The organism is Coriobacteriaceae bacterium (assembly GCA_025757745.1).
Classification (GTDB): Bacteria; Actinomycetota; Coriobacteriia; order Coriobacteriales; family Coriobacteriaceae; genus Collinsella.
In genome coordinates this window covers 1,592,006-1,614,329 of the sequence record CP107217.1, presented here as the reverse complement: position 1 = coordinate 1,614,329, position 22,324 = coordinate 1,592,006, and the positions used below count along the sequence as shown (strand labels likewise).

Sequence of the window (22,324 nt, the reverse complement as noted above, 5' to 3'; positions counted from 1 at the left end):
AGTTGATACATTCGTTTCCTAGAATTACTCGCTGGCAGAATTTCAGGTGGTTTGTGGGCGATGATGCATTATCCCAGCTTGTTCGTGGTTCAAACCTATTTTCAACACGCGCGCTATAATTCAATACGCGTGCTATAATTCAATACGCGTGCTATAATTTGAATATCATTCAATCAGCGGAGCCTTTGCCATGCGACGCTTCGAGTTAGGTTAGGTTAGATGAAGAACTAGCGATGCCCGCTAAGGGTCCCAAACGACCATTTTGTACGCTCGATCGCTCGTTAGGGTTCCGCGTCGCTTCAGTATCTTCTCGTCTTGATTCCACACCTCGCGTGCCTAACCCCTGCGCGGTCTCCTTTCGAAGGAGCTCGCCATGCAGTTGAATCTCACAAACATTAGTTACACCTATCCTGGTGCGGTCTCTCCCGCTGTAAGGGATGTCGGCGTCACGTTTTCCTCAGGATGGACTGCCGTGATCGGTGACAACGGATGCGGGAAGAGCACGCTAGCGAGAATCGCCACGCGCCTTATCGAGCCCGATTCCGGAACGGTGGGCTCGAAGCTGTTCTCCGTGTACTGCCAGCAGGATTCTTCGCTCGAACCTGGGAACCTCATAGACTTCGCGTCAGACTGGAACCAAGAAGCGCAGCGCGCAAAGGCGCTTCTGCATATCGGAGACGATTGGCCCTGGCGCTACGACACGCTCTCAGGCGGCCAGCAGAAACGACTCCAGATCGCATGCGCGCTCTATGCTCGCCCCGACGTGCTTGTCATGGATGAGCCGACGAACGATCTTGATGCCCCGACGCGTGAAATCGTGAGCGAGGCGCTAGCCTCATTCGATGGAGTCGGCATCCTCATCTCCCATGACAGGGAATTGCTCGATGGCCTCGTCGATCAGAGCCTCCTGTGCGACGGCGCACGCTGGATCATGCGCCCGGGCGGTTATTCGAAGGCGAGCGATCAGGCGGCAAGCGAACGTGCCACCGCGCTGCGCGACCGAGAGAAGGCTATGCGCGAAGTGAAGCGGCTGAAGGCGGAGGCGCAGCGCAGGAGCGAGGAGGCGGCACGTCAGAAGGGCAAGCGCAGCAAGCGCGGTCTGGACAAGAGAGATAGCGACGGGCGCGCGCGGATCGGGCGCGCCATAGTCTCTGGGAAGGACGGTGTAGCCGGTAAACTATCAGCCGCCATGGATGAACGTCTTGCGAGGGCGGAGTCGACGCTATCGGAGAACTCTGTGCCGAAGCGCTACGACCACTGCATTAGCGATTTCGGAGAAGCCGCCAGATCGAGTATCGTTGCGCGCGTTGGTCCTACTCGGCTCTTAGCGGGCGAGTTCTGCTTGAATGTGCCTCAGCTCTGGGTCTCTCCAACAGACCATGTGGTGTTGACCGGAGCAAATGGGACGGGCAAGAGTCTATTGGTGCGTGCCATCATCGATTCCGTCCCCGAGAATATAAAGGTTGCCTATGTTCCTCAGGTTGTTGCGTCGGTCGAGCGAGAGCGTGCCCTTGAGCAGCTGCGCAAGCATACGCAAGAGAAAAAGGGGCGTATCCTGTCCATCGTGGCACGCCTGAACTCCGACCCCGATAGACTGCTCGATGGCGACGACCTGAGCCCCGGTGAGCTCCGAAAGCTGATGCTCGCGGAGAAGCTGGTTGCGGAACCCAACTTCCTCGTGCTCGACGAGCCGACCAATCACCTCGATATCGGCTCGATAGAGGCATTGCAGAGACTGCTCGTTGGATTCCCCGGGGCGATCCTTCTGGTCACGCACGATATCCGGTTGGCGGAAGCTGTAGGGCAAACGAGATGGCTGATCGAACAGCTCGTTGATGGTCACGCGCTAAGAGTTGGATGAATTGGAGCGAGTGGCTTGTCAATGGGCTTTAGAGATCCTGCGATTCCTCTCCAAGCCACCGATGCGCCAGAGCAGCCATCCAAAAAGCGCCACCGCATTCTCTGGGGCTTCCTCTACGTGGGGATATTCATTGCCGTCTTCACGCTTTCGGCGGCCATCAAGCTGGTGAGCAATCCCCTCGGCGACGATTTCTCCGTCGTTTGGAACGACTCGGTGGGAACGGTTTATGCCGACATCCCCTACGGCGACGGCGACGCGAACAAGTTCGACCTCTATGTACCCGCCGACCGGTCGCGGCAGCACTACGGGTTGGTCGTGTACCTGCACTCCGGCGGGTTCACCAGCGGTGACAAGGCCGACGACGCGCGGACCCTCCATTGGCTCTGCGCTCAGGGCTACGTGGCTGCGGGTATCAACTACACGCTTTTCAGCGAGCAGCACCCCGGGGCGAACATCCTCACGCAGTCTCTGGAAATCAAGAGAGCATGGACGCGGTGGTCGCCGAGGCGGCCAAGCTGGGCTACCCCGTGAACGAGATGGCCATCGGGGGCGGATCGGCCGGCGGGTGCCTCGCCCTGCTGTACGCTTACCGCGACACTGCGGAATCGCCGGTGCCGGTGAGGTTCGTGTTCGAAGCCGTGGGGCCTTCCAGCTTCTACCCCGAGGACTGGGACAACTACGGGCTGGACAAGCCGGAAGCCCAAGCAGAAGCGGCGGGCCTGTTCGGCGTTATGACGGGTGCCAAGCTCACGCCGGACATGTTCGGTACGCCCGCCTACGACGCCGCCGTCAAGGACGCCTCGGCGCTTCTCTGGGTGACGAAGGACGCGGTACCCACGGTCATGGCCTACTGCACTCACGACACTATGCAGCCCTTCAAGGCATCGGTACGCCTCGATAGGGCGCTTACCGAAAACGGCGTCCCCCACGACTGCTTTGTGGCGGAGCACTCGGGTCACGGGCTCCAGAACGACAGCGCAGTCTATCGGCAATATCTCGAAACGGTGCTGGAGTACCTAAAGACCTACATGCCCCCGGAATCCTAGCTGGCTTTGAGTCCGTCAAAGAGGCGTGCATCTAGTGCAAGGCATTCACTAGTGCCGTGATCAGGAACGCGATGAGGAAGCCGAACCCCGCACCGCAGGCCATCTTGAGCGCAGGGCTGAGCCGTGACCTGCGTCTGGAAAGCGCATCGGTCTCGCTCGGAGCCTCCTCGCCGTCCATGAACGCGCTGATCTCACGGAACGTCACAAGGTCATGCTCGCGTTTGATCCTCTCGATGCGCGACGTGCATACGAGCGACGGGATCCAGGATGCAACAAACACGAGTATCCCGATCAGCGCGCCTGTGGACATATGCGGGATGAACGATGGCTCGGGCAGTAGTGCGTAGATGCCTGCCATGCATGCAATCCCCGCGAGCAGCAGGGCAGCAGACCCCATCGCCAATCGCTCCATCTCGAGCGCATCCTTGCTTACGACTTCCTTCATTGAAACCACGTCTCCTTTCACAAGTTCATCGATGGAGACGCCGAAGAGGTCGCTTAGAAGCAGCAGGCTTTGGACATCCGGATAGGTCTTTCCGGTATCACATACTAAGAAGGAGTGATTACATGAACAAAAATATAAAATATTCTCAAAACTTTTTAACGAGTGAAAAAGTACTCAACCAAATAATAAAACAATTGAATTTAAAAGAAACCGATACCGTTTACGAAATTGGAACAGGTAAAGGGCATTTAACGACGAAACTGGCTAAAATAAGTAAACAGGTAACGTCTATTGAATTAGACAGTCATCTATTCAACTTATCGTCAGAAAAATTAAAACTGAATACTCGTGTCACTTTAATTCACCAAGATATTCTACAGTTTCAATTCCCTAACAAACAGAGGTATAAAATTGTTGGGAGTATTCCTTACCATTTAAGCACACAAATTATTAAAAAAGTGGTTTTTGAAAGCCATGCGTCTGACATCTATCTGATTGTTGAAGAAGGATTCTACAAGCGTACCTTGGATATTCACCGAACACTAGGGTTGCTCTTGCACACTCAAGTCTCGATTCAGCAATTGCTTAAGCTGCCAGCGGAATGCTTTCATCCTAAACCAAAAGTAAACAGTGTCTTAATAAAACTTACCCGCCATACCACAGATGTTCCAGATAAATATTGGAAGCTATATACGTACTTTGTTTCAAAATGGGTCAATCGAGAATATCGTCAACTGTTTACTAAAAATCAGTTTCATCAAGCAATGAAACACGCCAAAGTAAACAATTTAAGTACCGTTACTTATGAGCAAGTATTGTCTATTTTTAATAGTTATCTATTATTTAACGGGAGGAAATAATTCTATGAGTCGCTTTTGTAAATGGTTGATTTTCAATCTCAACGCAACAGCCTGAACGGGCCTCGCGTTTCCGCAGCTAGCGCAACGCGGGAATAGCCCCCGGCACCTGGCCGTCGCACCGTTTCCGCAGGTGGAGAGGCTATGGAGGCCGGTGCCCCCATGCCGCCGCCGCATGCTCCGCCAGCCCGCCGCGCAGCCGTTCCGGACTCAGCGCAACGGGCCCTCCGGCCCATGTCCCGGCCCGCCGCCTATCCCGCCAGCGGCCCCTCGCTCCTCGCGGCCCTGGCCCTGTCGATGCAGCCGGGCGTGAGGTCCAGCTCGCCGGGCGCCAGCTCCTCTATCCCGAACGCGTCCATGAGGGCGGAGGCGTCCTCCCCGAGGGCCATCCGCAGCACGCGCGCCGGCGTCAGGAACCCGAGCGCCCCCCTCGGCTCGGAGTTCACCTGCGACATGAGCAGCGCGCAGTCCGCCGCCGTCAGCCGGTCGAACCTGGCCCCGGCGCCCTTGGGCAGCAGCTTCCTGATCTCCACGTGGTTCTTCTCGCACGCGCCCTTCTGCTGGCTCTGCCGGGGGTCGCAGTAGAAGAGCCTGGTCTCGCCGTCCCGCTCGCCGATCAGCGCCGCGATGGCGCCCTCGTCGGCGAACTCGCTCCCGTTGTCGGTGAGCACGGCGCCGAAGGCGCGCCTCGCGCCGTCCTCGCCGAGGACCCCGCGCAGGGAGGAGAGCGCCGCCAGGACCGAGGCGCACGTGCCGTCCGGCAGCGGCAGGGCCAGCTGGAAGTGGCTCGGGCGGTGCAGGAGCGTGAGGAGCCTGGCGGAGTCGCCCCTGGGGCCCTCGACGGTGTCCATCTCCCAGGCCGCGGCGCAGGCGTCCTCGCCGAGCGCGAGGAACGACGCGTGCGACCTGCGCGACGAGTGGGACGTCGCCCTCTTCGGGGCCCGGCGCGACCTCGGCCTGTAGCCGACCTTGCGCCTGAGCTCCATGTTCGTCATGCCGTCGTAGCCGGCGTCCACCCACCTGTAGACGGTGGAGGCGCTGAGCCCGGGGGTCGTCGCCGCTATCTGCTGCGGGGAGAGCCCGCGCGCGAGCCCGTCCCTGATGGCCGCGAGCTTGGCGGCGGCGCCCTCCTCGGTCTCGTCGATCCCGGACCTGCTCGCCGAGAGCTCGGCGTCGGCCGCCTCCTGCGCCCTCCTGGCGCTGTAGAACACCCTGGGCCTCCTCGAGCAGCCGTAGCCCCTCCTGTGCGAGCAGCCGTTGCAGCACCTCGGCCACGCGGAGAGCCTGGGGCAGGCCCCCGAGAGGTCCGCGGGCGCGGGCTCGCCGTAGCGCGAGCGCGGCGCGGTGACGTAGCGGTGCGCCGCCACCTCCCTGGTCACGGTCGATGGCGACCTGCCGAGCTCCGCGGCGATCTCGCGGGCGCTGCGGTTGCGGTCGAGCATCCTCTCGACCGTGTTCCTCTCGTGCCTCGTGAGCCTCCCGTACGACCTTCCGGACGGCTTGGGTCTGGACATGCCGGCCTCCCTCCATCGCGGGCCGGGGGATTCCGGCCCCTCTGGGGTTGCCTACCCGGATTCGCGCCTCAGGACTCAGCGCAACGCGTTGCGCTGAGTCCTGAGGCTGTTGCAATGAAAATGAGAATCAAGGCAGGCCCGCTCCATCCGCCCCGTCATCTGTGGTTTACGTGGGGTCATGCGAACCGAGGGTATACTAACCGGCGGCGAATCTGCTCCATCGCTTAGGGCCGCTGCGTCTGGACGGCGCGTGAAAGGCTGCCAAAGCGATCGCCAGCGTGCTGAGCAACGTCCTCTCTGTGCGCACCTGTTTTGTATGTATTAGCGCACTACCAAGCACGCCCGCGCGGCCTCATGCCGCGCCCATTGCGCGTGCAGATAAGGAACAACAACATATGCGTAATTCTGTATCCGACGTCACGGACGCCGAGATTCTGGACGAGATCCGCGAGACCATGACCCAGGCTGCCTTCGATGCTGCCGACGAGGCCAGCGCCGCCGAGACCGTCGAGTCCGCGACCGAGAACCTGCCCGCCTTTGACGAGCTGGGACTTTCGGACGAGATGCTTCGTGCCATCGAGAACCTAGGCTACACGGCACCCACGCCTGTCCAGGCTGGCTCCATCCCCGTGGTGCTCGAGGGCCGCGACCTGCTTGCCGCCGCTCAGACCGGCACCGGCAAGACGGCCGCCTTTTTGCTGCCGACCATGAACAACCTGGAACACATCGCTCCGCCCAAACCCGTGCGTGGGCGCGGCGGTCGCAACCGTCGTCGCGGTGCTAAAAAGCCCGAGGGCAACGGCCGTGGCCCTGTGATGCTCGTCATCACCCCCACGCGTGAGCTTGCCCAGCAAATCGACGAGGTCGCGAGCAAAATCGCCGACGTCACCGGTCATGTCGCCGTGACCGTCGTGGGCGGCGTGAGCTACAAGCCCCAGACCGCGGCGCTCAAGTACGGCTGCGACATCCTGGTCGCCACGCCGGGCCGTCTGGTCGATCTGATCGAGCAGGGTGCCTGCCACCTGGACGAGGTCAAGGTGCTGGTGCTCGACGAGGCCGACCGCATGCTCGACATGGGCTTTTTGCCCGCCGTCCGCCGCATTGTGCGCGAGACGCCGGCCGAGCGTCAGACGCTGCTGTTCTCGGCGACCCTCGACGAGGAGGCCGTGGGCGAGATCACCGACCTGGTGAGCGACCCGGCACGCGTGGAGATTGCGCCCGCCACGTCGACTGCCGACACCGTCGATCAGTTTGTGTTCCCGGTGTCCATCGAGGCCAAGAACAACCTGCTGCCCGAGTTCCTCAAGAAGGAGGGCCCGGAGCGCACTATCGTCTTTATGCGCACCAAGCACCGCGCCGACAGCTGCTGCCGTCGTCTGGAGCGTAAGGGCATCAAGGCCGCCGCGATCCACGGCAACCGCAGCCAGGCTCAGCGCGAGCGCGCACTTTCGGCCTTCCGCGACGGCACCGTCGACGTACTGGTGGCGACCGATGTTCTCGCCCGCGGCATCGACATTAGCGACGTGCGCTACGTCGTGAACTTTGACGTGCCGGCCGAGCCGACCGACTACATCCACCGCATTGGCCGTACGGGCCGCGCCGGCGAGCTGGGCTGGGCCATTACGTTTGTGACCGAGCAGGATGTCGATGAGTTCTACGAGATCGAGAAGCTCATGGACAAGACGGCCGACATCTACGAGGCCGGCGACCTGCATGTGGGTCCCAATCCGCCCGCGGTTGACCCCGAGCGCGACCCTGCGGCCTTTAAGGTGAAGAAGAAGACCAAGCGCGGCAAGTCCAAGAGCAAGAAGAAGCTTGAGCAGGCGCGTCGCGACGGCAAGCGCAACGGCGACGATTACGGCGATGTGGCCGGTCGTTCCAACCGTGGTCGCGGCGACGGCGAGCGTCCGAGCCGTCCCAAGCGTGGCGGCAAGACCCGCGTGCGCGAGGGCGTTCAGGCTCGCGTGGACGAGGCTGTGGAGAGCGTGGCCCGCGAGGTGGCTGCCGAGGAGCGCGTCAGTGCTGGTGCCGTTGAGCAGGCCCCGCGCGGCAACCGCGCCGAGCGTCGTGCCAAGCAGTTCCAGGGCGAGGCACACCGCCGTCGCCGTGAGGACGAGGACCGCGGCGGTCGTCGCCGTGTCGAGCGCGAGGACGAGGGCCGTGGCTCGCGTGGCGGCAAGCGCGGATCGGGTGACCGTCGTCGCTCCGGTCGCGATGGCGAACGAGGCGGGCGCGATGAGCGCCGCGGCGGCGAAGGCCGTGGTTCGCGTGACGAGCGTGGTACCCGCGGCGGCGAGTCCCGCGGTGGCAAGCGTTTTGACGAGCGCGGAGGCCGCGAGGGCGGCCGCGGTGGTGAGCGTCGCGAGGGCGCTCGTGGCAACGGTGGCCGCAGCGGCGCCGGTCGTTCGAATGAGTCGCGCGATCGTCGCGACCCGCGTGCCAGCCGCGATCGTCGCGATGACTGGCGCAACTACGACGACACCCGCGAGGAGCGCCGTGGCGGCTATCGCGGCGGGCGTGGCGGCAACCAGGCCGGCTCCCGCGGCGGTCGTGCCGGCGGTCGCGATAACCGTGGCAGCTATGGTAACAATCGTGGCGGCAAGCGCGGCGGCAGCTCCCGTCGCCCCGGTGACGGCGGCGGCAAGCGCGGCGGCAGCTCCCGTCGTCCCGGCGACGGCGGCGGCAAGCGCAAGTAACACACGTGTCGCGCGGTAAGTCGAGGCGACCAGAGGGCTCCGGGCATGTTTTGCTCGGGGCCCTTTTTGGTGCAAGGGGGACAGGTTCATATGCACCAACGTTTTGAAGCTGCGGTGGAATACGGACTGTTTTGGCCTTTTGAGCGGCTTTTCAGCCCCTATTTCACCGCAACTCATGATTGGTGCAAAGGGGCCAGAGCAAGGAGTGTCCCTGGGTGCCGGCAGAAAAGGAACGTCCCTAAGTGCCGCATAAATACCGTTTATCGGAGAAAAAATACCGTTCGCCGGTCATAATGATTGTTCCGGCTTTGGGCTTGTCTACAATAACCTCAGTGAAAAGAAATGCGGAAGGTTACCGAGTCCCTTGGACGTGGGCCTAACCAAAGTCTTTGATCGCGTGCGTCTCAAGGGGCGCATTCGATTGATTTTGGTTGGGCTATATTTATGAAGGGACATGCCACCATGGGTTTCTTTTCTCGCCTGATGGGCGGTTCGGATGAGCAGAAGACTGCAGCTTCCGAGTTCGAAATCCTCGCTCCCGTTGCCGGCGAGCTTGTTCATCTAGAAAATACCAATGACCCCGCTTTTAGCAGCCGTGCCGTGGGCGATGGCGTTGCCGTGGTTCCCCAAGAGGGAACGGTGTGCGCTCCTGTTTCCGGCACCGTCGCGGCGCTGTTTCCGACTGAGCACGCGCTGGGCATCATGTCCGACGACAGCTCTGCTCAGGTGATGCTGCATATCGGAATCGACACTGTTAAGCTTGAGGGCAAGGGCTTCCATGCGCTTGTTGCCCAGGGTGACCATGTCGACGCGGGCCAGCCCCTCGTCGAGGTCGATTTCGACGCGGTCCGCGCCGCCGGCTTCGATCCCACGGTCTTCGTTATCGTGTGCGAGCGTTCGGAGAACTCGACTCTTCGTGAGCACGCTTCCGGCCCTGTTGCTGTTAAAGAGCCTGTCGTCTGGCTTTCCGAGTAAATTCTTGTGGTGGGTACCGTGGTTATCAAGCGAGTTTTCAACAACAACGTCGCAATGGTCACTTCGGACGATGGCTCTGAGCTCATCGTCATCGGTCGAGGCCTCTGCTTTGGCCGTCATGCCGGCGATGCCATCGACGAGGCATCGGTCGAAAAGACCTACGCGTTGCAGGAGGGAACTTCTCAGGATTCGCGTACGATTGACCGCTTGGCACATCTTTTAGAGTCCATCCCCACCGTCAACCTCGTGATTTCCGAGGATATCGTTCAGATGCTTCGTCGAGAGCTCAATGTTGATATCAACGACAAGATTCTCATTGCTCTCGCAGACCATATCAGCCTTGCTTTGGAGCGCGAGCGCAAGGGCGTCCCCTGCGAGAATCCGTTGCTGCTCGAGATCCAGCAGTTCTATCGCAAGGAGTATGCGCTTGCGGGCCGTGCGCTGCAGATTGTCAAGGAGTATATGGGCATCCAGATGAGCGAAGAAGAGCAGGGTTTTATTACGCTGCATATCGTCAACGCCACCATGCCGCAACGCTCCGACCGTCTCATCATCTCGGTCCAGCTCGTTCGCGATGTGCTCGCGATTGTTTCCGAGCGCTATGCTACGACCCTCGATAACACCTCGCTGCTCTATGAGCGTTTCGTTCGCCATCTGCAGTTTTTCGCGCAGCGAGCGCTCGATCCCGCGGCCGGGCAAATCAATGGCGACGCGCTGTTCCGAATCGATGAAACGGCGTATCCGTGTGCATTCTCGTGCGCGGACGCCATAGCCGCCCACTTGTCGTCTACCTATAACGTTGTCGTTACCGATGCCGAGAAGAGTTATCTCGCATATCACATTGTTAACCTGCTTGGAGAACCTGGTCTCTAGGCATAACGTGCCCACACATCGATTGATATAAGGCAAGGCTCACGGTCTTGTCCAGGCACACCTATCTCAATTTGCGGAAAAGGAAGGGGAGTACCGCTATGACCGCAAAAAAGAAGTTCAATTTCAAAGCGCCGTTGGAGGTGTTCGCGAAGTCGATCGTTCAGCCGATGATGTATCTCTCGGTTGCCGGCATCCTGCTCATCGTGGGCATCATTCTGACCAACAAGACCATCTGCGCCGTGGTCCCCGTGCTGGGCTCCGGCCCGTTCCAGCTTGTGGGCGCCGTTGTCTATCAGTCGCTGATGTTTATCATCAACAACCTCTCGATTCTGTTCTGCGTGGGCATCGCCGGCGCCATGGCAAAGAAGAACAAGGGCCATGCTTCGCTGATTGCCCTGATGTCGTTCTTCCTGTTCCTACAGGCTAACAACATCGTGCTCAACGCCACCGGCTCTCTTGCCGAAGCGAGCGGCATGCTCGGCCTTACCGGAACCGGCCAGAGCACCGTTATGGGCATTCAGGTGCTCGATACCGGCGTGTTTGGCGGCATCATTCTTGGTTGCATCACCGGTGCCGTGTTCAACAAGTACTCGAACAAGCAGTTCCCCATTGCTCTTTCGATGTTCTCGGGCGTTCGCTTCCCGTTCCTGATCATGATCATCATCTCCTGGATCATGGGCGCTGGCTTCTGCATCGTTTGGCCTCCGGTTCAGGGTGCCATCTCCTCCGTTGCCGGCATCATTAAGGAGTCGGGCAACATCGGTCTGTTTATCTACGGCATGCTCAACAAGCTGCTCGTTCCCACCGGTCTGCACCACCTCATCTACACCCCGTTCCAGTTCTCCGATGTGGGTGGCACCCTTACGCTGGGTGATCAGGTTATCGCCGGCGCCTATCCCATCCGTGTCGCCGAGATGGCAATGACGGGCCAGCCCTTCTCCGATAGCACCTACTTCAACAGCTACACCTTCAACAACCTGTGGCCCTACATCGGCATCGGTCTCGCCTTTATCTTCACCGCCTACAAGCAGAACAAGGACAAGACCAAGGCAGTTATCATCCCGCTGATCATCACCGCCGTGCTCTCCTGCGTCACCGAGCCCATGGACTTCCTCTTTGTCTTTGCCGCTCCTGTGCTCTTTGTCGTTCACTCGATTCTTTCCGGTATTTTCCTGGTTCTGCTCAAGGTCCTCTCCGTGCCCGCTTCGACTGCAGGCGGCATCATCAACATCGTGGTTTCCAACCTGGTCCTCGGTGTCGACAAGACCAACTGGCCGGTTATGCTGGTGCTTGGAGTCGTAAACGCCGCTCTGTACTTCTTCCTCTTCACCTTCCTTATTAAGAAGCTCAACCTCCACACGCCTGGCCGCGAGGAGGAGTCCGAGCTCGCCGAGTCCGTTGCCGAGGGCGAGGCCGCCGCGTCTGTCGCGGTGAAGCAGGGCGCCGTTGCCGCGGCTCCCGCAGAGGGCGTCGATGCAGGTATTGCCGACCTGGTCGCAGGTCTTGGCGGCAAGGACAACATCGAGGAGCTCGAGAACTGCTTTACGCGTCTCCGCGTGAACGTTAAGAACCCGGACCTCATCAATGAGGACCTCATCAACCACGTGCCCAACAGCGGCATCAACCGCAACGGCAATAATATCCAGATCATCTTTGGCATGAAGGTCGCCGAGATGCGCGACAAGGTCGAAAACGCAATTGAGAAGGAGCAGTAAACAATGATCATTACTCTGTGTGGTGGCGGATCCACCTTTACCCCCGGCATCGTCAAGTCCATCGCCCTGCGCAAGGACGAGCTCGACGTTGACGAGATTCGTCTGTACGACATCAACGAGGAGCGCCAGCGCAAGGTCGGCGTGCTCGTGGACTGGATTTTGCACGAGGACCTCGGCCTGGACATCAAGCTCACGGTGACCACCGACAAAAAGACGGCTTTTACCGACGCGAGCTTCGTGTTTGCCCAGATGCGCGTGGGCGGCTACGCCATGCGCGAGCAGGACGAGAAGATTCCGCTGCGTCACGGCTGCGTGGGCCAGGAGACTTGCGGTTGCGGCGGCCTTGCCTACGGCATGCGCACCATCTTCCCCATGGTCGAGCTGATCGATGACGTTGAGAAGTACGCCAAGAAGGATTACTGGATTCTCAACTACTCCAACCCTGCTGCCATCGTCTCCGAGGGCTGCCGTGTGCTGCGTCCCAACGCTCGCATCATCAACATCTGCGACATGCCGATCGCGATCATCGACGTGGTTTGCGCCGCGCTCGATATCGACAAGAAGGATGTCGAGTACGATTACTTTGGCCTCAACCACTTTGGTTGGTTCACCTCGATCCGCCACAAGGGCGAGGAGGTGCTCCCGCAGCTGCGCGAGTACATCAAGGAGCACCAGATCCTGCTGCCCGATTCCTACCTCAAGGGTATGGGCTCGCTCATGGCAAAGAAGCCCGAGGAGGCCACTGACGAGCACCCCGAGCAGAACCGTCACACCAAGGGCAGCTGGTACTACGTCTGGAAGGGCGAGTACGAGATCATGGAGTGCTTCCCGGAGTACCTGCCCAACACGTATCTGAACTACTACCTGCAGCAGAAGGAGTTCGTCGAGCATTCCAACCCCGAGCGCACCCGTGCTAACGAGGTTGAGGAGACGCGCGAGAAGAACCTCTTCGACGGTATCGATCACTACGAGAAGACCGGCGAGATCGACGAGAGCACGTTCTATGCGGGCAGCCACGGCGACTGGATTGCCGACCTGGCCATCGCTCTGAAGAACGACACCAAGCAGCGCTTCCTGGTCATTTGCGAGAACAAGGGCGCCATCCCCAACATGCCCTATGACGCCATGGTCGAGCTGCCTGCCTACATTGGCAAGAACGGCCCCGAGGTCATCAGCCGCGACAACATTCCGCTGTTCCAGCAGGGTCTTATGATGCAGCAGCTGAACTCCGAGAAGCTCGTGGTCGAGGCTACGATCGAGGGTTCGTACGAGAAGGCGCTCAAGGCCTTTACGCTCAACAAGACCGTGCCTTCGATGAAGGTTGCTAAGGAAGTTCTCGACGACATGATCGAGGCCAACAAGGGTTACTGGCCCGAGCTTAGCTAAAGACAGAAGGTCGCTGGCACAAAAGAGCCGCTGACCGCATGCCTGGAGCAATGTCCCGTCCACGTGATTGCGTGGGCGGGACATTGCCGTTTTGCGCAAAGGGCTGATATGGGGGCGGGCAGCGCCGTCGCGTCGAGATTGCCCGAGCCCTGCTGTGCCCAGGCGACGCGGTGATTCTGGACGAGCCCTTTACCGGCCTGGATGCCGCCGCGCGCGATGCGTGCGCCGAGGTCGTGCTCGACTTGCTCGACGGCCGCATGCTGTTGCTTGCCACGCACGATGCCGTCGACGCTCGGGCCTTCAATATCTCGGATATCATCACGCTCTAAATGCTAACTCAGCAACAAAATGATCCGTTTTCCTCCGTCCCCATGGGGTCGGGTATGGTATTCTATCTGCGGGGTAATACTTAGGAATACCAAGTAATACCAACGCCGTAGAAACAAACTCCAGATGTGGGCCAATCGGGTTGCCTTCACAGCCCGTCGCCCAGCCGCGTGGCCCGCATCTATCCGCACTACCGTCGTTTCAAAAAGGAAGCGCCATGGCAGAACACATGACCCCCGTAGTCGCGAAGGTCTTGCCTGAGGAGAAGGCAGCCTTCGCGGCGGCAACCCAGCTCGTGGGCACCACGCCGTCCAACGCCATCCGCATGTTTATCGCCGCGTTCAATCGCTGCGGCACCTTCCCGTTCGACATCTCGCCCAGCGGGGCCTTTGGCACTGCGCCCGATTCTTATCAATAAGTGATCCGTTTTCCTCCGTCCCCATGGAATCAGCTCTCTGCCGAGTTGTGGTAGAACTAGGGAACGGTTTTGAGGAGGTTGGCATGCTCAATGCGATGATTTGGGCGCTTGCCTGTTTTGGCGTTGTCGCTGCCGATATAGCCCTGAGCGTCGTTTTGTTCTCCGCCCTTGGCGTCGCATCGGTGTTCATGGGTTTTTCAATCGATGACCTCGACATTCAATTGCTTCAGGCTGCTGCTCAGGCGGCGTCGTTTTTGATGGCGCTGCTGTGGTGGCGTTATCTGTGGCCGCGCTCCTTTCTGGCGCGCCGGCAAGGTGAGCGCCCGCTCGGTGGGGGAGCAAATGCTGCATGGAAGCGCATCGCCTGCGTTATCGTGATCGGCCTTGCCCTGCAGGTGGTCGTTGGCTACGTGACCGACGCTGTGCTGTCGCTGTTGCCCGAGGCGGCGGCCGATTACAGCGAACTTGTCGAGGAGACGGGCATGGGCGACACGAGCTATCTGGCCGTCCTGACCACGGTGCTCGGCGCTCCGTTTTGCGAGGAACTGCTGGTGCGCGGTATCATTTTTGAGTTTTCGCTCCGAGCGTTTAACCCGCAGTGCCGTCCGCTCTGGAAGCGCCGGCGTCGTGCGAGCGCTCAGGACGGCGCCATAGTGCCCTGGGCGGCCCCGAGTACCTGGGGCATCGCCGCGGCGATTGTGCTGCAAGCGGCCATCTTTGGCTTTATGCACATGAACTGGGTGCAGGGCTGCTACGCCGGTGCCGCCGGTCTGGTCTTTGGCTGGGTGCTCGTGACCACCGGAAAGCTCCGCTACACGATCCTGCTGCATTTTGCCTTTAACGCCGGGTCGTATCTCATGACGTTGCTCTGGTTTGTGAACACGCCGCTCGACGTGGCGGTCACGGTTGCCATCGCCGGCTTTGTGCTGATAGAGGCGATGCGGTCGCTCAAGCTGACGTGCCAGCTGGCTCGCTCCCGTCAGTAAATGTGATTCCCCTAAGGAAAACACGACTAGGTGTGTCTGAGCGTGTTCCCCCTAGGGAAAACATGACTGGAGTCAGCCCAAGCGTGTTCCCCCTAGGGAAAACACGCTTGGCCGATGAAAGGACGCCGGCTGGCCATGAGACGCCGGCTGGCCCTCGCCGCGCTAGTTGCGCCTGCCGCCGCCGTTGGCGCCCTGTCGTCCCTGGGCCGCGCGATTGCGACCAGCAGTGTTCTGCGCGCGGGACATACCGCCGTGGCCCTTGCTGCCCTTGGGCCCCTTGCCGGCGCCGCCAGCGCCACCGTGGGCCTTGCCACCCTTCTTGCCGGTCCCGTGTCCGCCGCTGGCCGATGTCTCGCCCGGGCGCGGGGGCACGGGGCGAATCAGGCAATGCTTGGTGTAGCCGATCAGATCACGGCGGCCGGCTTTTTCCAGCGCCTCGCGCACGAGCTTGTAGTTCTCGGGTTTGCGATACTGAATCAGCGCGCGCTGCATGGCCTTTTCGTGCGGGTCGCGCGCTACATAGATCGGCTCCATGGTGCGCGGGTCCACGCCGGTGTAGTACATGCAGGTCGACATGGTGGACGGGGTGGGGTAGAAGTCCTGCACCTGCTCGGGCATGTAGCCCATGTCGCGCACGGCTTCGGCAAGGTCCACGGCTTCCTTCATCGTTGAACCGGGGTGGCTCGAGATCAGGTACGGCACCACGTACTGCTTGAGTCCGTATTCGCGATTCAAACGTTCAAATTTACGGCAGAACGCGTCGTAGACAGCGCGGCTCGGCTTGCCCATCACGGACAGCACCGCATCGCTCACGTGCTCGGGCGCTACGCGCAGCTGGCCCGAGACATGGTGCTCCAGCAGCTCGCGTAAAAACTCGTCCGAGGCATCGGCCATGGTGTAGTCAAAGCGGATGCCGCTACGCACGAAGACCTTCTTGACGCCCGGCAGCTGGCGTAGGTCGCGCAGCAACTGCGTGTAGCCGCTCTCGTCGACCACCATGTTCTTGCATACACTCGGCCAGAGGCAGCGCTTGTTCTTGCATACGCCGTGCTTGAGTTGCTTGTCGCAGGCAGGACGGCTAAAGTTGGCCGTCGGCCCTCCCACGTCGTTGATGTAGCCCTTAAACTCGGGATCGCGCGTGAGCAGCTCGGCCTCGCGCATGATCGAGTCGTGGCTGCGCATCTGCAACACGCGACCCTGGTGGAAGGTGAGGGCGCAAAACGAGCACTCGCCAAAACAGCCGCGGTTGGAGCTAATGGAAAACTTGATCTCGGCAAAGGCCGGCACGCCGCCCGCCGCGTCGTAGTCGGGATGCCAATCGCGTGCGTAGGGGAGTTCGGCAACCTCGTCCATCTCATCGGTGGTGAGTGTCGCCGATGGCGGGTTCTGCACCACATAGACGCTGTTGGGGTAGGGCTCTACCAGGCGATGCCCGGTGATGGGGTCCATATTCTGCTGCTGCACGTTAAAGCTGCGCGCGTAGTTGAGCTTGTCGGCGGCAAGGTCGTCCCAGCTGGGCAACAGGTCGTAGTCGTAGACCTCGTCGAGCGAGCCTGTGCGGTAGACGGTGCCGTTGATATAGGTGATCTGATCGACGGGCAGTCCCGCGTCGAGCGCGTCGGCGATCTCGACGATCGCGTGCTCGCCCATGCCGTAGATGAGGATGTCGGCGCCCGAGTCGAGCAGTACCGAGCGCTTGAGCTTGTCCTGCCAGTAGTCGTAGTGGGCCAGGCGACGCAGGCTTGCCTCGATGCCGCCGATAATGATGGGAGCGTCCTTGAACGTCTGGCGAATGAGGTTGCCGTAGACCGTGACGGCACGATTGGGACGGCGCCCCTCCTCGCCACCGGGGGTATAGGCGTCGGTGTGGCGGCGGTGCTTGGTCACCGAATAGTGGTTGACCATGGAGTCCATGTTGCCGGCACTGACGAGAAAGCCCAGGCGAGGCTCGCCGAGCACCGTGATGCTGGCGGGGTCAGTCCAGTCGGGTTGGCAGATAATGCCCACTTTGTAGCCGTGTGCGTCGAGCACGCGGCTGACGATGGCCATACCAAAGCTAGGGTGGTCCACGTAGGCGTCGCCGCAGATGTAGACAAAGTCGCACTGGTCCCAGCCGCGCGCATCCATGTCGGCGCGGCTGACGGGGAGGAACTTATCGCGGCCCGGTCGCCAGGGACGGGTGGGCGCAGCCGGAGTGTGCGCGACCCGGGTGGCGGGGGAGGCCGTGGCCTGCGCCTTACCGCCGCGCTTTTGCTGCTGGCCGCGCTGGGCATGCTTGCCGTGCTGGTTGTGCTGAGCGTCCTGGGGCTTTTTTGCCACGATTCCTCCCGTTGTTAGTATGCTGCACGTAATTGTAACCAGTCTTTTTGGGACGGCGCTAAAAAGACTGGTGGAGTACATGGGCTGGCGGATCGGCACGTCGATGCGTGTGTCGCACCCGCCGTTTGTTTCCAGACTGTGTATCTGCGCGTTGGAGAACCCGTCTCGCGCGCATGCCATGTTGTCAATGGGTTACAGTATGAACGGCGGCTATGTTTCCGCCAACGCACGAGAGAGTCGTCAACAAGGAGGATGCACGACGATGCAGCGTGCCAAACAGATATCGGAGTCCATCGAGCTGGGCATCATCTTGGCGCTCGCCGGTGGCTTTATGGATGTGTATTCGTACATTGGGCGCGATCATGTTTTCGCCAACGCGCAGACGGGCAACATCCTGCTCGTGGGCGTGAGCATCTCGGAGGGCAATTGGGCACTTGCGGGGCGCTACTTCTTCCCTGTGGTGTCGTTTGCTGTGGGTATTATGCTTGCCGACCTGGTACACGAGCGGTTTGGCAGCGTGATTCACTGGCGCCAAGTGACGGTGTTCTTTGAAGCCGTCATCTTGCTGGGCGTGAGCTTTATCCCCGGTGGCGGTTACAACCTGCTCGCCAACTGCCTCACCTCGTTTGCCTGCGGCATGCAGGTCGAGAGCTTCCGCAAGATACATGGTCACGGCATCGCCACGACCATGTGCATCGGTAACCTGCGCAACGCGCTGCAAAACGTGGACGACTACATCATCACCCACAAGCGCGGCTTTTTGGAAAACGGCGTGCTGTACTTTGGCGTGATCTTTACCTTTGTGTTTGGCGCCGTGCTGGGCAACTGGTGTATTGAGCGCATGGGCCTGCATGCCATCGTCGTGGCGAGCTTGCTGCTGTTTGTCGCGTTTGCCATCATGTTTATCGACCGCGAGCGCGATTTGCACAGGAAATGGGCCCGCATCATAGCTGACTGGCAGACCGCGAGTCTTAAGCGCTAAGGTGCATGTTCGTAACAACATTCAGGAGCCAGAAAAAACTATCCAGCTCCTGAATGTTGCTACGAACTGCTTTTTGCGATTTATTCGAGATGCTCTTCAATCCGAGCCCTAAGAAGGGCAATGGCTGTAGGTATTCCAATTGCGGCGGCTAAATCGGCTTTATCCAAAACCTGTATGCTAAAGCACGATTGTTTATCACATTGAAGGACGATAACTGAAGATAGTTTCACTTCCCGTTGGCTGAATATATCGTAATCTCCAAATAGGAAGTTACCTTTTATTGTGTAATTCGGTATGTTCGTTACGCACTTCATCTCAAGTCTGTTTAGGCCATAATCAAACACCGCAACTTCCTTGTGTTCGATGATGAGCGCAACCCTGGGCATGTTGCTAAAACCACCGTCGACGACAGTGAAGAGTTTTTCATTTGCATCGTCATAAACGGTATATTTAAGACTCAATAGCTGTCCTAGTGGACCCGTGAACCCATGTTTTTTGATGTTGAGGTTGTCTCCTGCTGGGTTGATGAGAGCCAGAGTATGCGGATAAGGGTTACCTTCAATTGAGATTTGATATTCGTTTGTAGCCGTCTTGCTCGATTTAGGACAACTAGCCACCATGTGTCATCGCCTCGATCGAATTGGAACCGTCTTCTGCTTCGTGCGGAGAATTACGCTGTACGTTGCAGTAGATGCAGCTGCAATAACCGCATGGGCAATTTCTAACAAAATGAATGACGTTATTTGCTGCATGCATGTTATTCACTACAAAGTATCTTTTTATAAACGTATTGTCAAACATATATTGCTAAAACAGAAACAATTTATAGACTGAGTCGGTCGTATTCTTTGGGCGATTGCTCCCATAATCTAGCCTTCGCTGCTGTCGGGAGGGAAGGACTAGGGCTCCGTTATTCTGTTGAAACGCTTTAACACTTTTGACGTTCTCACGCGTTTTTTGTTTCAAAAGCGTTAGGATGGGACTTATAGCGCGGGGCGTAATGGATGCCCCGCACACGATGGGAGGCTATCAATGGCTAATCGTTTCGTTCTCAACACCATCTCTTATCATGGTTCCGGCGCCATCAAGGAGATCCCCGGCGAGCTCCAGCGTCGCGGCTACAAGAAGATCTTCGTCTGCTCCGACCCCGATCTGGTTAAGTTTGGCGTTACCGCTAAGGTGACCGACGAGCTCGACGCCGCCGGCATCGCTTGGAGCCTCTACTCCGAGATTAAGCCCAACCCCACTATCCAGAACGTCAAGGACGGCGTCGAGGCCTTCAAGGCCGCCGAGGCTGACGCTATCGTGACCATTGGTGGTGGCTCCTCCATGGACACCGCTAAGGCCATTGGCATCATCATCAACAACCCCGAGTTCGCCGATGTCCGCAGCCTCGAGGGCGTTGCTCCGACTAAGAACCACGCCGTGTTCACCATCGCCGTGCCGACGACCGCCGGTACCGCCGCCGAGGTGACCATCAACTACGTCATCACCGACCCCGAGAAGGTTCGCAAGTTCGTGTGCGTCGACACCAACGACGCCCCCGAGGTCGCCGTCGTCGATCCTGACATGATGGCTTCCATGCCCGCCGGCCTGACCGCTTCCACTGGTATGGACGCTCTGACCCACGCCATCGAGGGCTACACCACCAAGGGTGCTTGGGAGCTCTCCGACATGTTCCACTTTGAGGCTATTAAGCTGATCAGCGAGAACCTGCGTGACTCCGTCGCCGAGGCCAAGTCCGGTCAGCCCGGCTCCGGCCGCGAGGGCATGGCTCTTGGCCAGTATGTCGCCGGCATGGGCTTCTCCAACGTCGGCCTGGGCATCGACCACGCCATGGCTCACACCCTGTCCGCTCACTACGATACCCCGCACGGTGTCGCCTGCGCCATGCTGCTGCCGATCGCCATGGAGTTCAACAAGCCGGTTTGCACCGAGCGCCTGGCCAAGGTTGCCGTTGCCATGGGCGTTGACACCACGGGCATGAGCACCGACGAGGCTGCCGACGCCGCTATCGCCGCCGTCAAGCAGCTTTCCGCCGACGTGAACATCCCGCACGTCTGCGAGGCCATGAAGGCTGACGAGATCGAGGTCCTGGCCAAGGACGCCATGGCCGACGCCTGCTTCCCGGGTAACCCGCGCGAGGCGACGCTCGACGACGTCATCGAGCTCTTCAAGAAGATTTGCCCGGCTGCCTAACCCAGTTTGGTGGTCCTTCGCCCGTAGGCGTATGGTCTTTTGACTTGCCGCTGGCCCCGCCGTGCTACGCACGGCGGGGCTTTTTGTGCTGCGTCAATGTTCTGAGACGGGCAAAACCAAGGCGTACTGCCCGCTACGGATAGGTGGTGCACTTTCCCGCGTGCATTTTTGGGAGTATTCAGCAAGCTCTTAAAAATGCATAACGTTGTGAATGGGCCGAGTGGCCCGCAGGCGCTCATCGACAGCCATTGTGGGCGGGCTATCGATGAGTGGAGGGGGTTGTTACTGAGTTTCTGCTTTGCGACGACCTGCAACACTGCTGTAACCACGTCGTTTTGTCGTTCGCGATGGGGTCGTTGGGGCCCACGGTGCTGAATACTCCGTTTTTTGCACGGCCCAAGGTGGGGTACCCTGAGACGAAGCAAAAAGATTCCTCATTTCTATGCAGATACCGATAGGATTTATGCAAGATTGGGATTGTAAGACGTGCGCGTGCACAAAACCGGTGCGGGGACGTCGGGAGGCGGCTCGGCTCCTAGGGCATTGACCGTGCAGAACGGTTAAAATCGGGACTCGGTCTTAGTTTTACTTGGAAGGACGCATATGGCTTCTAATATTGATGCTTCTCTAGAGGAGACACTCTCCTATATCGCGGGACAGCTTAAGGCGCTGACTTCTATCGCTTCGCCTACGGGCTATACCCGTGCGGCGACTGATTATCTGATGGAGACGTTGCGCGATATGGGCTTTGGGCCCGAGCGTTCTAACAAGGGCAATGTGCTCGTTGAGCTTGGTGGTGAGGGTGAGCCGCTCGTGTTGGCGAGCCATGTCGATACCCTGGGCGCCATGGTGCGCTCCATCAAGGACAATGGCCGCTTGCGCCCCACGACGCTCGGCGGGCATCAGTGGTCTACGGCCGATGGCGAGAACTGCACCGTTTATACGCGCGATGGCAATGTCTACACGGGTGTGGTCCTCAATACCGAGCCTTCGGCGCACGTGGCCGATGAGCCGGTCAAGACCATCGAGAAGAACATGGAAATCCTGCTCGACGAGAACGTTGACAGCAAGGACGATGTGCTCGAGCTGGGTATTCAAACCGGCGACATCATCGCTATGGATCCGCGCACCACGGTGACGGAGAGCGGCTACATCAAGAGTCGCTTCCTTGACGACAAGCTGTCCGCGTCGATTCTGCTGGGTTTGGCCCGCGCCGTCGCCGAAGGCGAGGTGACGCTTTCGCGCAAGGTTTCGTTGCTCTTTACGGTGTACGAGGAGGTCGGCCACGGCGGTGCCTTTGTGCCGGCCGACACGCGCGAGATGATCAGCGCTGACATGGGCTGCGTGGGCGATGATCTGGGCTGCACCGAGCGCATGGTTTCGATTTGTGCCAAGGATTCGGGCGGTCCGTACAACTACGACCTGGTGACCACGCTGTCCAATATCGCGCGCGAGCTTGAACTTGACTACGCCATCGACGTGTACCCGCACTACGGCTCGGACGTCGAGGCCACGCTTTCGGCTGGCTACGACATTCGCCATGGCCTGATCGGCCCCGGCGTGTACGCGAGCCACAACTACGAGCGCAGCCACATGGACGGCGTGCGCAACACCTACGAGCTGGTCCGAGCCTACGTTCAGCGCTAACGATGCAGCGGCCTCGGCTGATACGGCAGTACCGACCGAGGCCGTCCTCTCTAAGTTGCGGTGAAATAGGGACTGTTT

General features: G+C 59.6%; 19 protein-coding genes. 15 read left to right on the top strand and 4 right to left on the bottom strand.

Annotated elements, in window-relative coordinates; all coding sequences use genetic code 11:
- The first annotated feature begins 373 nt into the window (after positions 1-373).
- From OGM60_06920 to OGM60_06910, 3 genes are read left to right on the top strand one after another with little or no spacing between them, the layout of a single operon-like run.
- Positions 374-1,861: an ATP-binding cassette domain-containing protein gene (locus tag OGM60_06920; GenBank protein UYI98624.1), complete on the top strand. Its 1,488-nt coding sequence runs from the start codon at positions 374-376 to the stop codon at positions 1,859-1,861.
- A 21-nt stretch (positions 1,862-1,882) separates the two neighbouring features.
- On the top strand, positions 1,883-2,392 hold the full coding sequence (locus OGM60_06915; GenBank protein ID UYI98623.1) for an alpha/beta hydrolase: 510 nt from the start codon (positions 1,883-1,885) through the stop codon (positions 2,390-2,392).
- The gene (locus OGM60_06910) at positions 2,347-2,907 is read left to right on the top strand and encodes a prolyl oligopeptidase family serine peptidase (GenBank protein UYI98622.1); all 561 of its coding nucleotides are present in this window, start codon (positions 2,347-2,349) and stop codon (positions 2,905-2,907) included. The genes OGM60_06915 and OGM60_06910 overlap by 46 nt, the downstream gene beginning before the upstream one ends.
- 31 nt (positions 2,908-2,938) lie before the next feature.
- On the opposite strand, the gene OGM60_06905 is transcribed toward OGM60_06910, so the two are convergent.
- Positions 2,939-3,352 (bottom strand): hypothetical protein, encoded by a 414-nt coding sequence (locus OGM60_06905; protein ID UYJ00186.1) that lies wholly within the window; start codon positions 3,350-3,352, stop codon positions 2,939-2,941.
- Between OGM60_06905 and erm(B) the strand changes: the two genes are divergently transcribed.
- Entirely contained in the window at positions 3,268-4,212 is a 945-nt protein-coding gene (gene erm(B) / locus OGM60_06900) for a 23S rRNA (adenine(2058)-N(6))-methyltransferase Erm(B) (GenBank protein UYI98621.1), read from the top strand. The genes OGM60_06905 and erm(B) overlap by 85 nt on opposite strands.
- A gap of 248 nt (positions 4,213-4,460) precedes the next feature.
- Here the strand turns inward: erm(B) and OGM60_06895 are convergent, their stop codons facing one another.
- Positions 4,461-5,723 (bottom strand): IS30 family transposase, encoded by a 1,263-nt coding sequence (locus tag OGM60_06895; GenBank protein ID UYI98620.1) that lies wholly within the window; start codon positions 5,721-5,723, stop codon positions 4,461-4,463.
- A 395-nt stretch (positions 5,724-6,118) separates the two neighbouring features.
- Here OGM60_06895 and OGM60_06890 point away from each other — a divergent pair, with 395 nt between their 5' ends.
- The 8 genes from OGM60_06890 to OGM60_06855 all read left to right on the top strand — a co-directional run bounded on the left by OGM60_06890 (position 6,119) and on the right by OGM60_06855 (position 15,099).
- On the top strand, positions 6,119-8,419 hold the full coding sequence (locus OGM60_06890) for a DEAD/DEAH box helicase (protein UYI98619.1): 2,301 nt from the start codon (positions 6,119-6,121) through the stop codon (positions 8,417-8,419).
- A 462-nt stretch (positions 8,420-8,881) separates the two neighbouring features.
- Entirely contained in the window at positions 8,882-9,394 is a 513-nt protein-coding gene (locus tag OGM60_06885; protein UYI98618.1) for a PTS glucose transporter subunit IIA, read from the top strand.
- Between the two features lie 18 nt (positions 9,395-9,412).
- Positions 9,413-10,267 (top strand): PRD domain-containing protein, encoded by an 855-nt coding sequence (locus tag OGM60_06880; GenBank protein ID UYI98617.1) that lies wholly within the window; start codon positions 9,413-9,415, stop codon positions 10,265-10,267.
- Between the two features lie 98 nt (positions 10,268-10,365).
- Positions 10,366-11,982 (top strand): PTS transporter subunit EIIC, encoded by a 1,617-nt coding sequence (locus tag OGM60_06875; GenBank protein UYI98616.1) that lies wholly within the window; start codon positions 10,366-10,368, stop codon positions 11,980-11,982.
- Positions 11,983-11,985: 3 nt separating this feature from the next.
- Entirely contained in the window at positions 11,986-13,368 is a 1,383-nt protein-coding gene (locus OGM60_06870) for a 6-phospho-alpha-glucosidase (protein UYI98615.1), read from the top strand.
- A 170-nt stretch (positions 13,369-13,538) separates the two neighbouring features.
- A complete protein-coding gene (locus OGM60_06865; GenBank protein UYI98614.1) occupies positions 13,539-13,697 on the top strand; it encodes an ABC transporter ATP-binding protein in 159 nt (52 codons plus the stop codon).
- A 215-nt stretch (positions 13,698-13,912) separates the two neighbouring features.
- Complete coding sequence (locus tag OGM60_06860; protein UYI98613.1) at positions 13,913-14,113, top strand: type II toxin-antitoxin system RelB/DinJ family antitoxin; 201 nt, start codon at positions 13,913-13,915, stop codon at positions 14,111-14,113.
- 83 nt (positions 14,114-14,196) lie between these two features.
- A complete protein-coding gene (locus tag OGM60_06855; GenBank protein UYI98612.1) occupies positions 14,197-15,099 on the top strand; it encodes a CPBP family intramembrane metalloprotease in 903 nt (300 codons plus the stop codon).
- 162 nt (positions 15,100-15,261) lie between these two features.
- Here OGM60_06855 and OGM60_06850 read toward each other — a convergent pair whose 3' ends face one another.
- Positions 15,262-17,418, bottom strand: a complete 2,157-nt coding sequence (locus OGM60_06850) for a YgiQ family radical SAM protein (GenBank protein UYI98611.1) — start codon at positions 17,416-17,418, stop codon at positions 15,262-15,264.
- A gap of 262 nt (positions 17,419-17,680) precedes the next feature.
- Between OGM60_06850 and OGM60_06845 the strand changes: the two genes are divergently transcribed.
- Positions 17,681-18,400 carry a DUF1275 domain-containing protein gene (locus OGM60_06845; protein UYI98610.1) on the top strand — a complete coding sequence of 240 codons (720 nt, stop codon included), beginning with the start codon at positions 17,681-17,683 and terminating at the stop codon, positions 18,398-18,400.
- An 80-nt stretch (positions 18,401-18,480) separates the two neighbouring features.
- Here the strand turns inward: OGM60_06845 and OGM60_06840 are convergent, their stop codons facing one another.
- Positions 18,481-19,020: a hypothetical protein gene (locus OGM60_06840; protein ID UYI98609.1), complete on the bottom strand. Its 540-nt coding sequence runs from the start codon at positions 19,018-19,020 to the stop codon at positions 18,481-18,483.
- A 412-nt stretch (positions 19,021-19,432) separates the two neighbouring features.
- Here OGM60_06840 and fucO point away from each other — a divergent pair, with 412 nt between their 5' ends.
- Positions 19,433-20,599: a lactaldehyde reductase gene (fucO, locus tag OGM60_06835; protein UYI98608.1), complete on the top strand. Its 1,167-nt coding sequence runs from the start codon at positions 19,433-19,435 to the stop codon at positions 20,597-20,599.
- A gap of 603 nt (positions 20,600-21,202) precedes the next feature.
- Positions 21,203-22,246, top strand: a complete 1,044-nt coding sequence (locus OGM60_06830; protein ID UYI98607.1) for a M42 family metallopeptidase — start codon at positions 21,203-21,205, stop codon at positions 22,244-22,246.
- Positions 22,247-22,324 lie beyond the last annotated feature (78 nt).

Coding starts and splice junctions, on each gene's coding strand:
- OGM60_06920 (UYI98624.1), top strand. CDS start 374: ATGCAGTTGAATCTCACAAACATTAGTTACACCTATCCTGGTGCGGTC.
- OGM60_06915 (UYI98623.1), top strand. CDS start 1,883: ATGGGCTTTAGAGATCCTGCGATTCCTCTCCAAGCCACCGATGCGCCA.
- OGM60_06910 (UYI98622.1), top strand. CDS start 2,347: ATGGACGCGGTGGTCGCCGAGGCGGCCAAGCTGGGCTACCCCGTGAAC.
- OGM60_06905 (UYJ00186.1), bottom strand. CDS start 3,352: ATGAAGGAAGTCGTAAGCAAGGATGCGCTCGAGATGGAGCGATTGGCG.
- OGM60_06895 (UYI98620.1), bottom strand. CDS start 5,723: ATGTCCAGACCCAAGCCGTCCGGAAGGTCGTACGGGAGGCTCACGAGG.
- OGM60_06890 (UYI98619.1), top strand. CDS start 6,119: ATGCGTAATTCTGTATCCGACGTCACGGACGCCGAGATTCTGGACGAG.
- OGM60_06885 (UYI98618.1), top strand. CDS start 8,882: ATGGGTTTCTTTTCTCGCCTGATGGGCGGTTCGGATGAGCAGAAGACT.
- OGM60_06875 (UYI98616.1), top strand. CDS start 10,366: ATGACCGCAAAAAAGAAGTTCAATTTCAAAGCGCCGTTGGAGGTGTTC.
- OGM60_06870 (UYI98615.1), top strand. CDS start 11,986: ATGATCATTACTCTGTGTGGTGGCGGATCCACCTTTACCCCCGGCATC.
- OGM60_06860 (UYI98613.1), top strand. CDS start 13,913: ATGGCAGAACACATGACCCCCGTAGTCGCGAAGGTCTTGCCTGAGGAG.
- OGM60_06855 (UYI98612.1), top strand. CDS start 14,197: ATGCTCAATGCGATGATTTGGGCGCTTGCCTGTTTTGGCGTTGTCGCT.
- OGM60_06845 (UYI98610.1), top strand. CDS start 17,681: ATGCAGCGTGCCAAACAGATATCGGAGTCCATCGAGCTGGGCATCATC.
- OGM60_06840 (UYI98609.1), bottom strand. CDS start 19,020: ATGGTGGCTAGTTGTCCTAAATCGAGCAAGACGGCTACAAACGAATAT.
- fucO (UYI98608.1), top strand. CDS start 19,433: ATGGCTAATCGTTTCGTTCTCAACACCATCTCTTATCATGGTTCCGGC.
- OGM60_06830 (UYI98607.1), top strand. CDS start 21,203: ATGGCTTCTAATATTGATGCTTCTCTAGAGGAGACACTCTCCTATATC.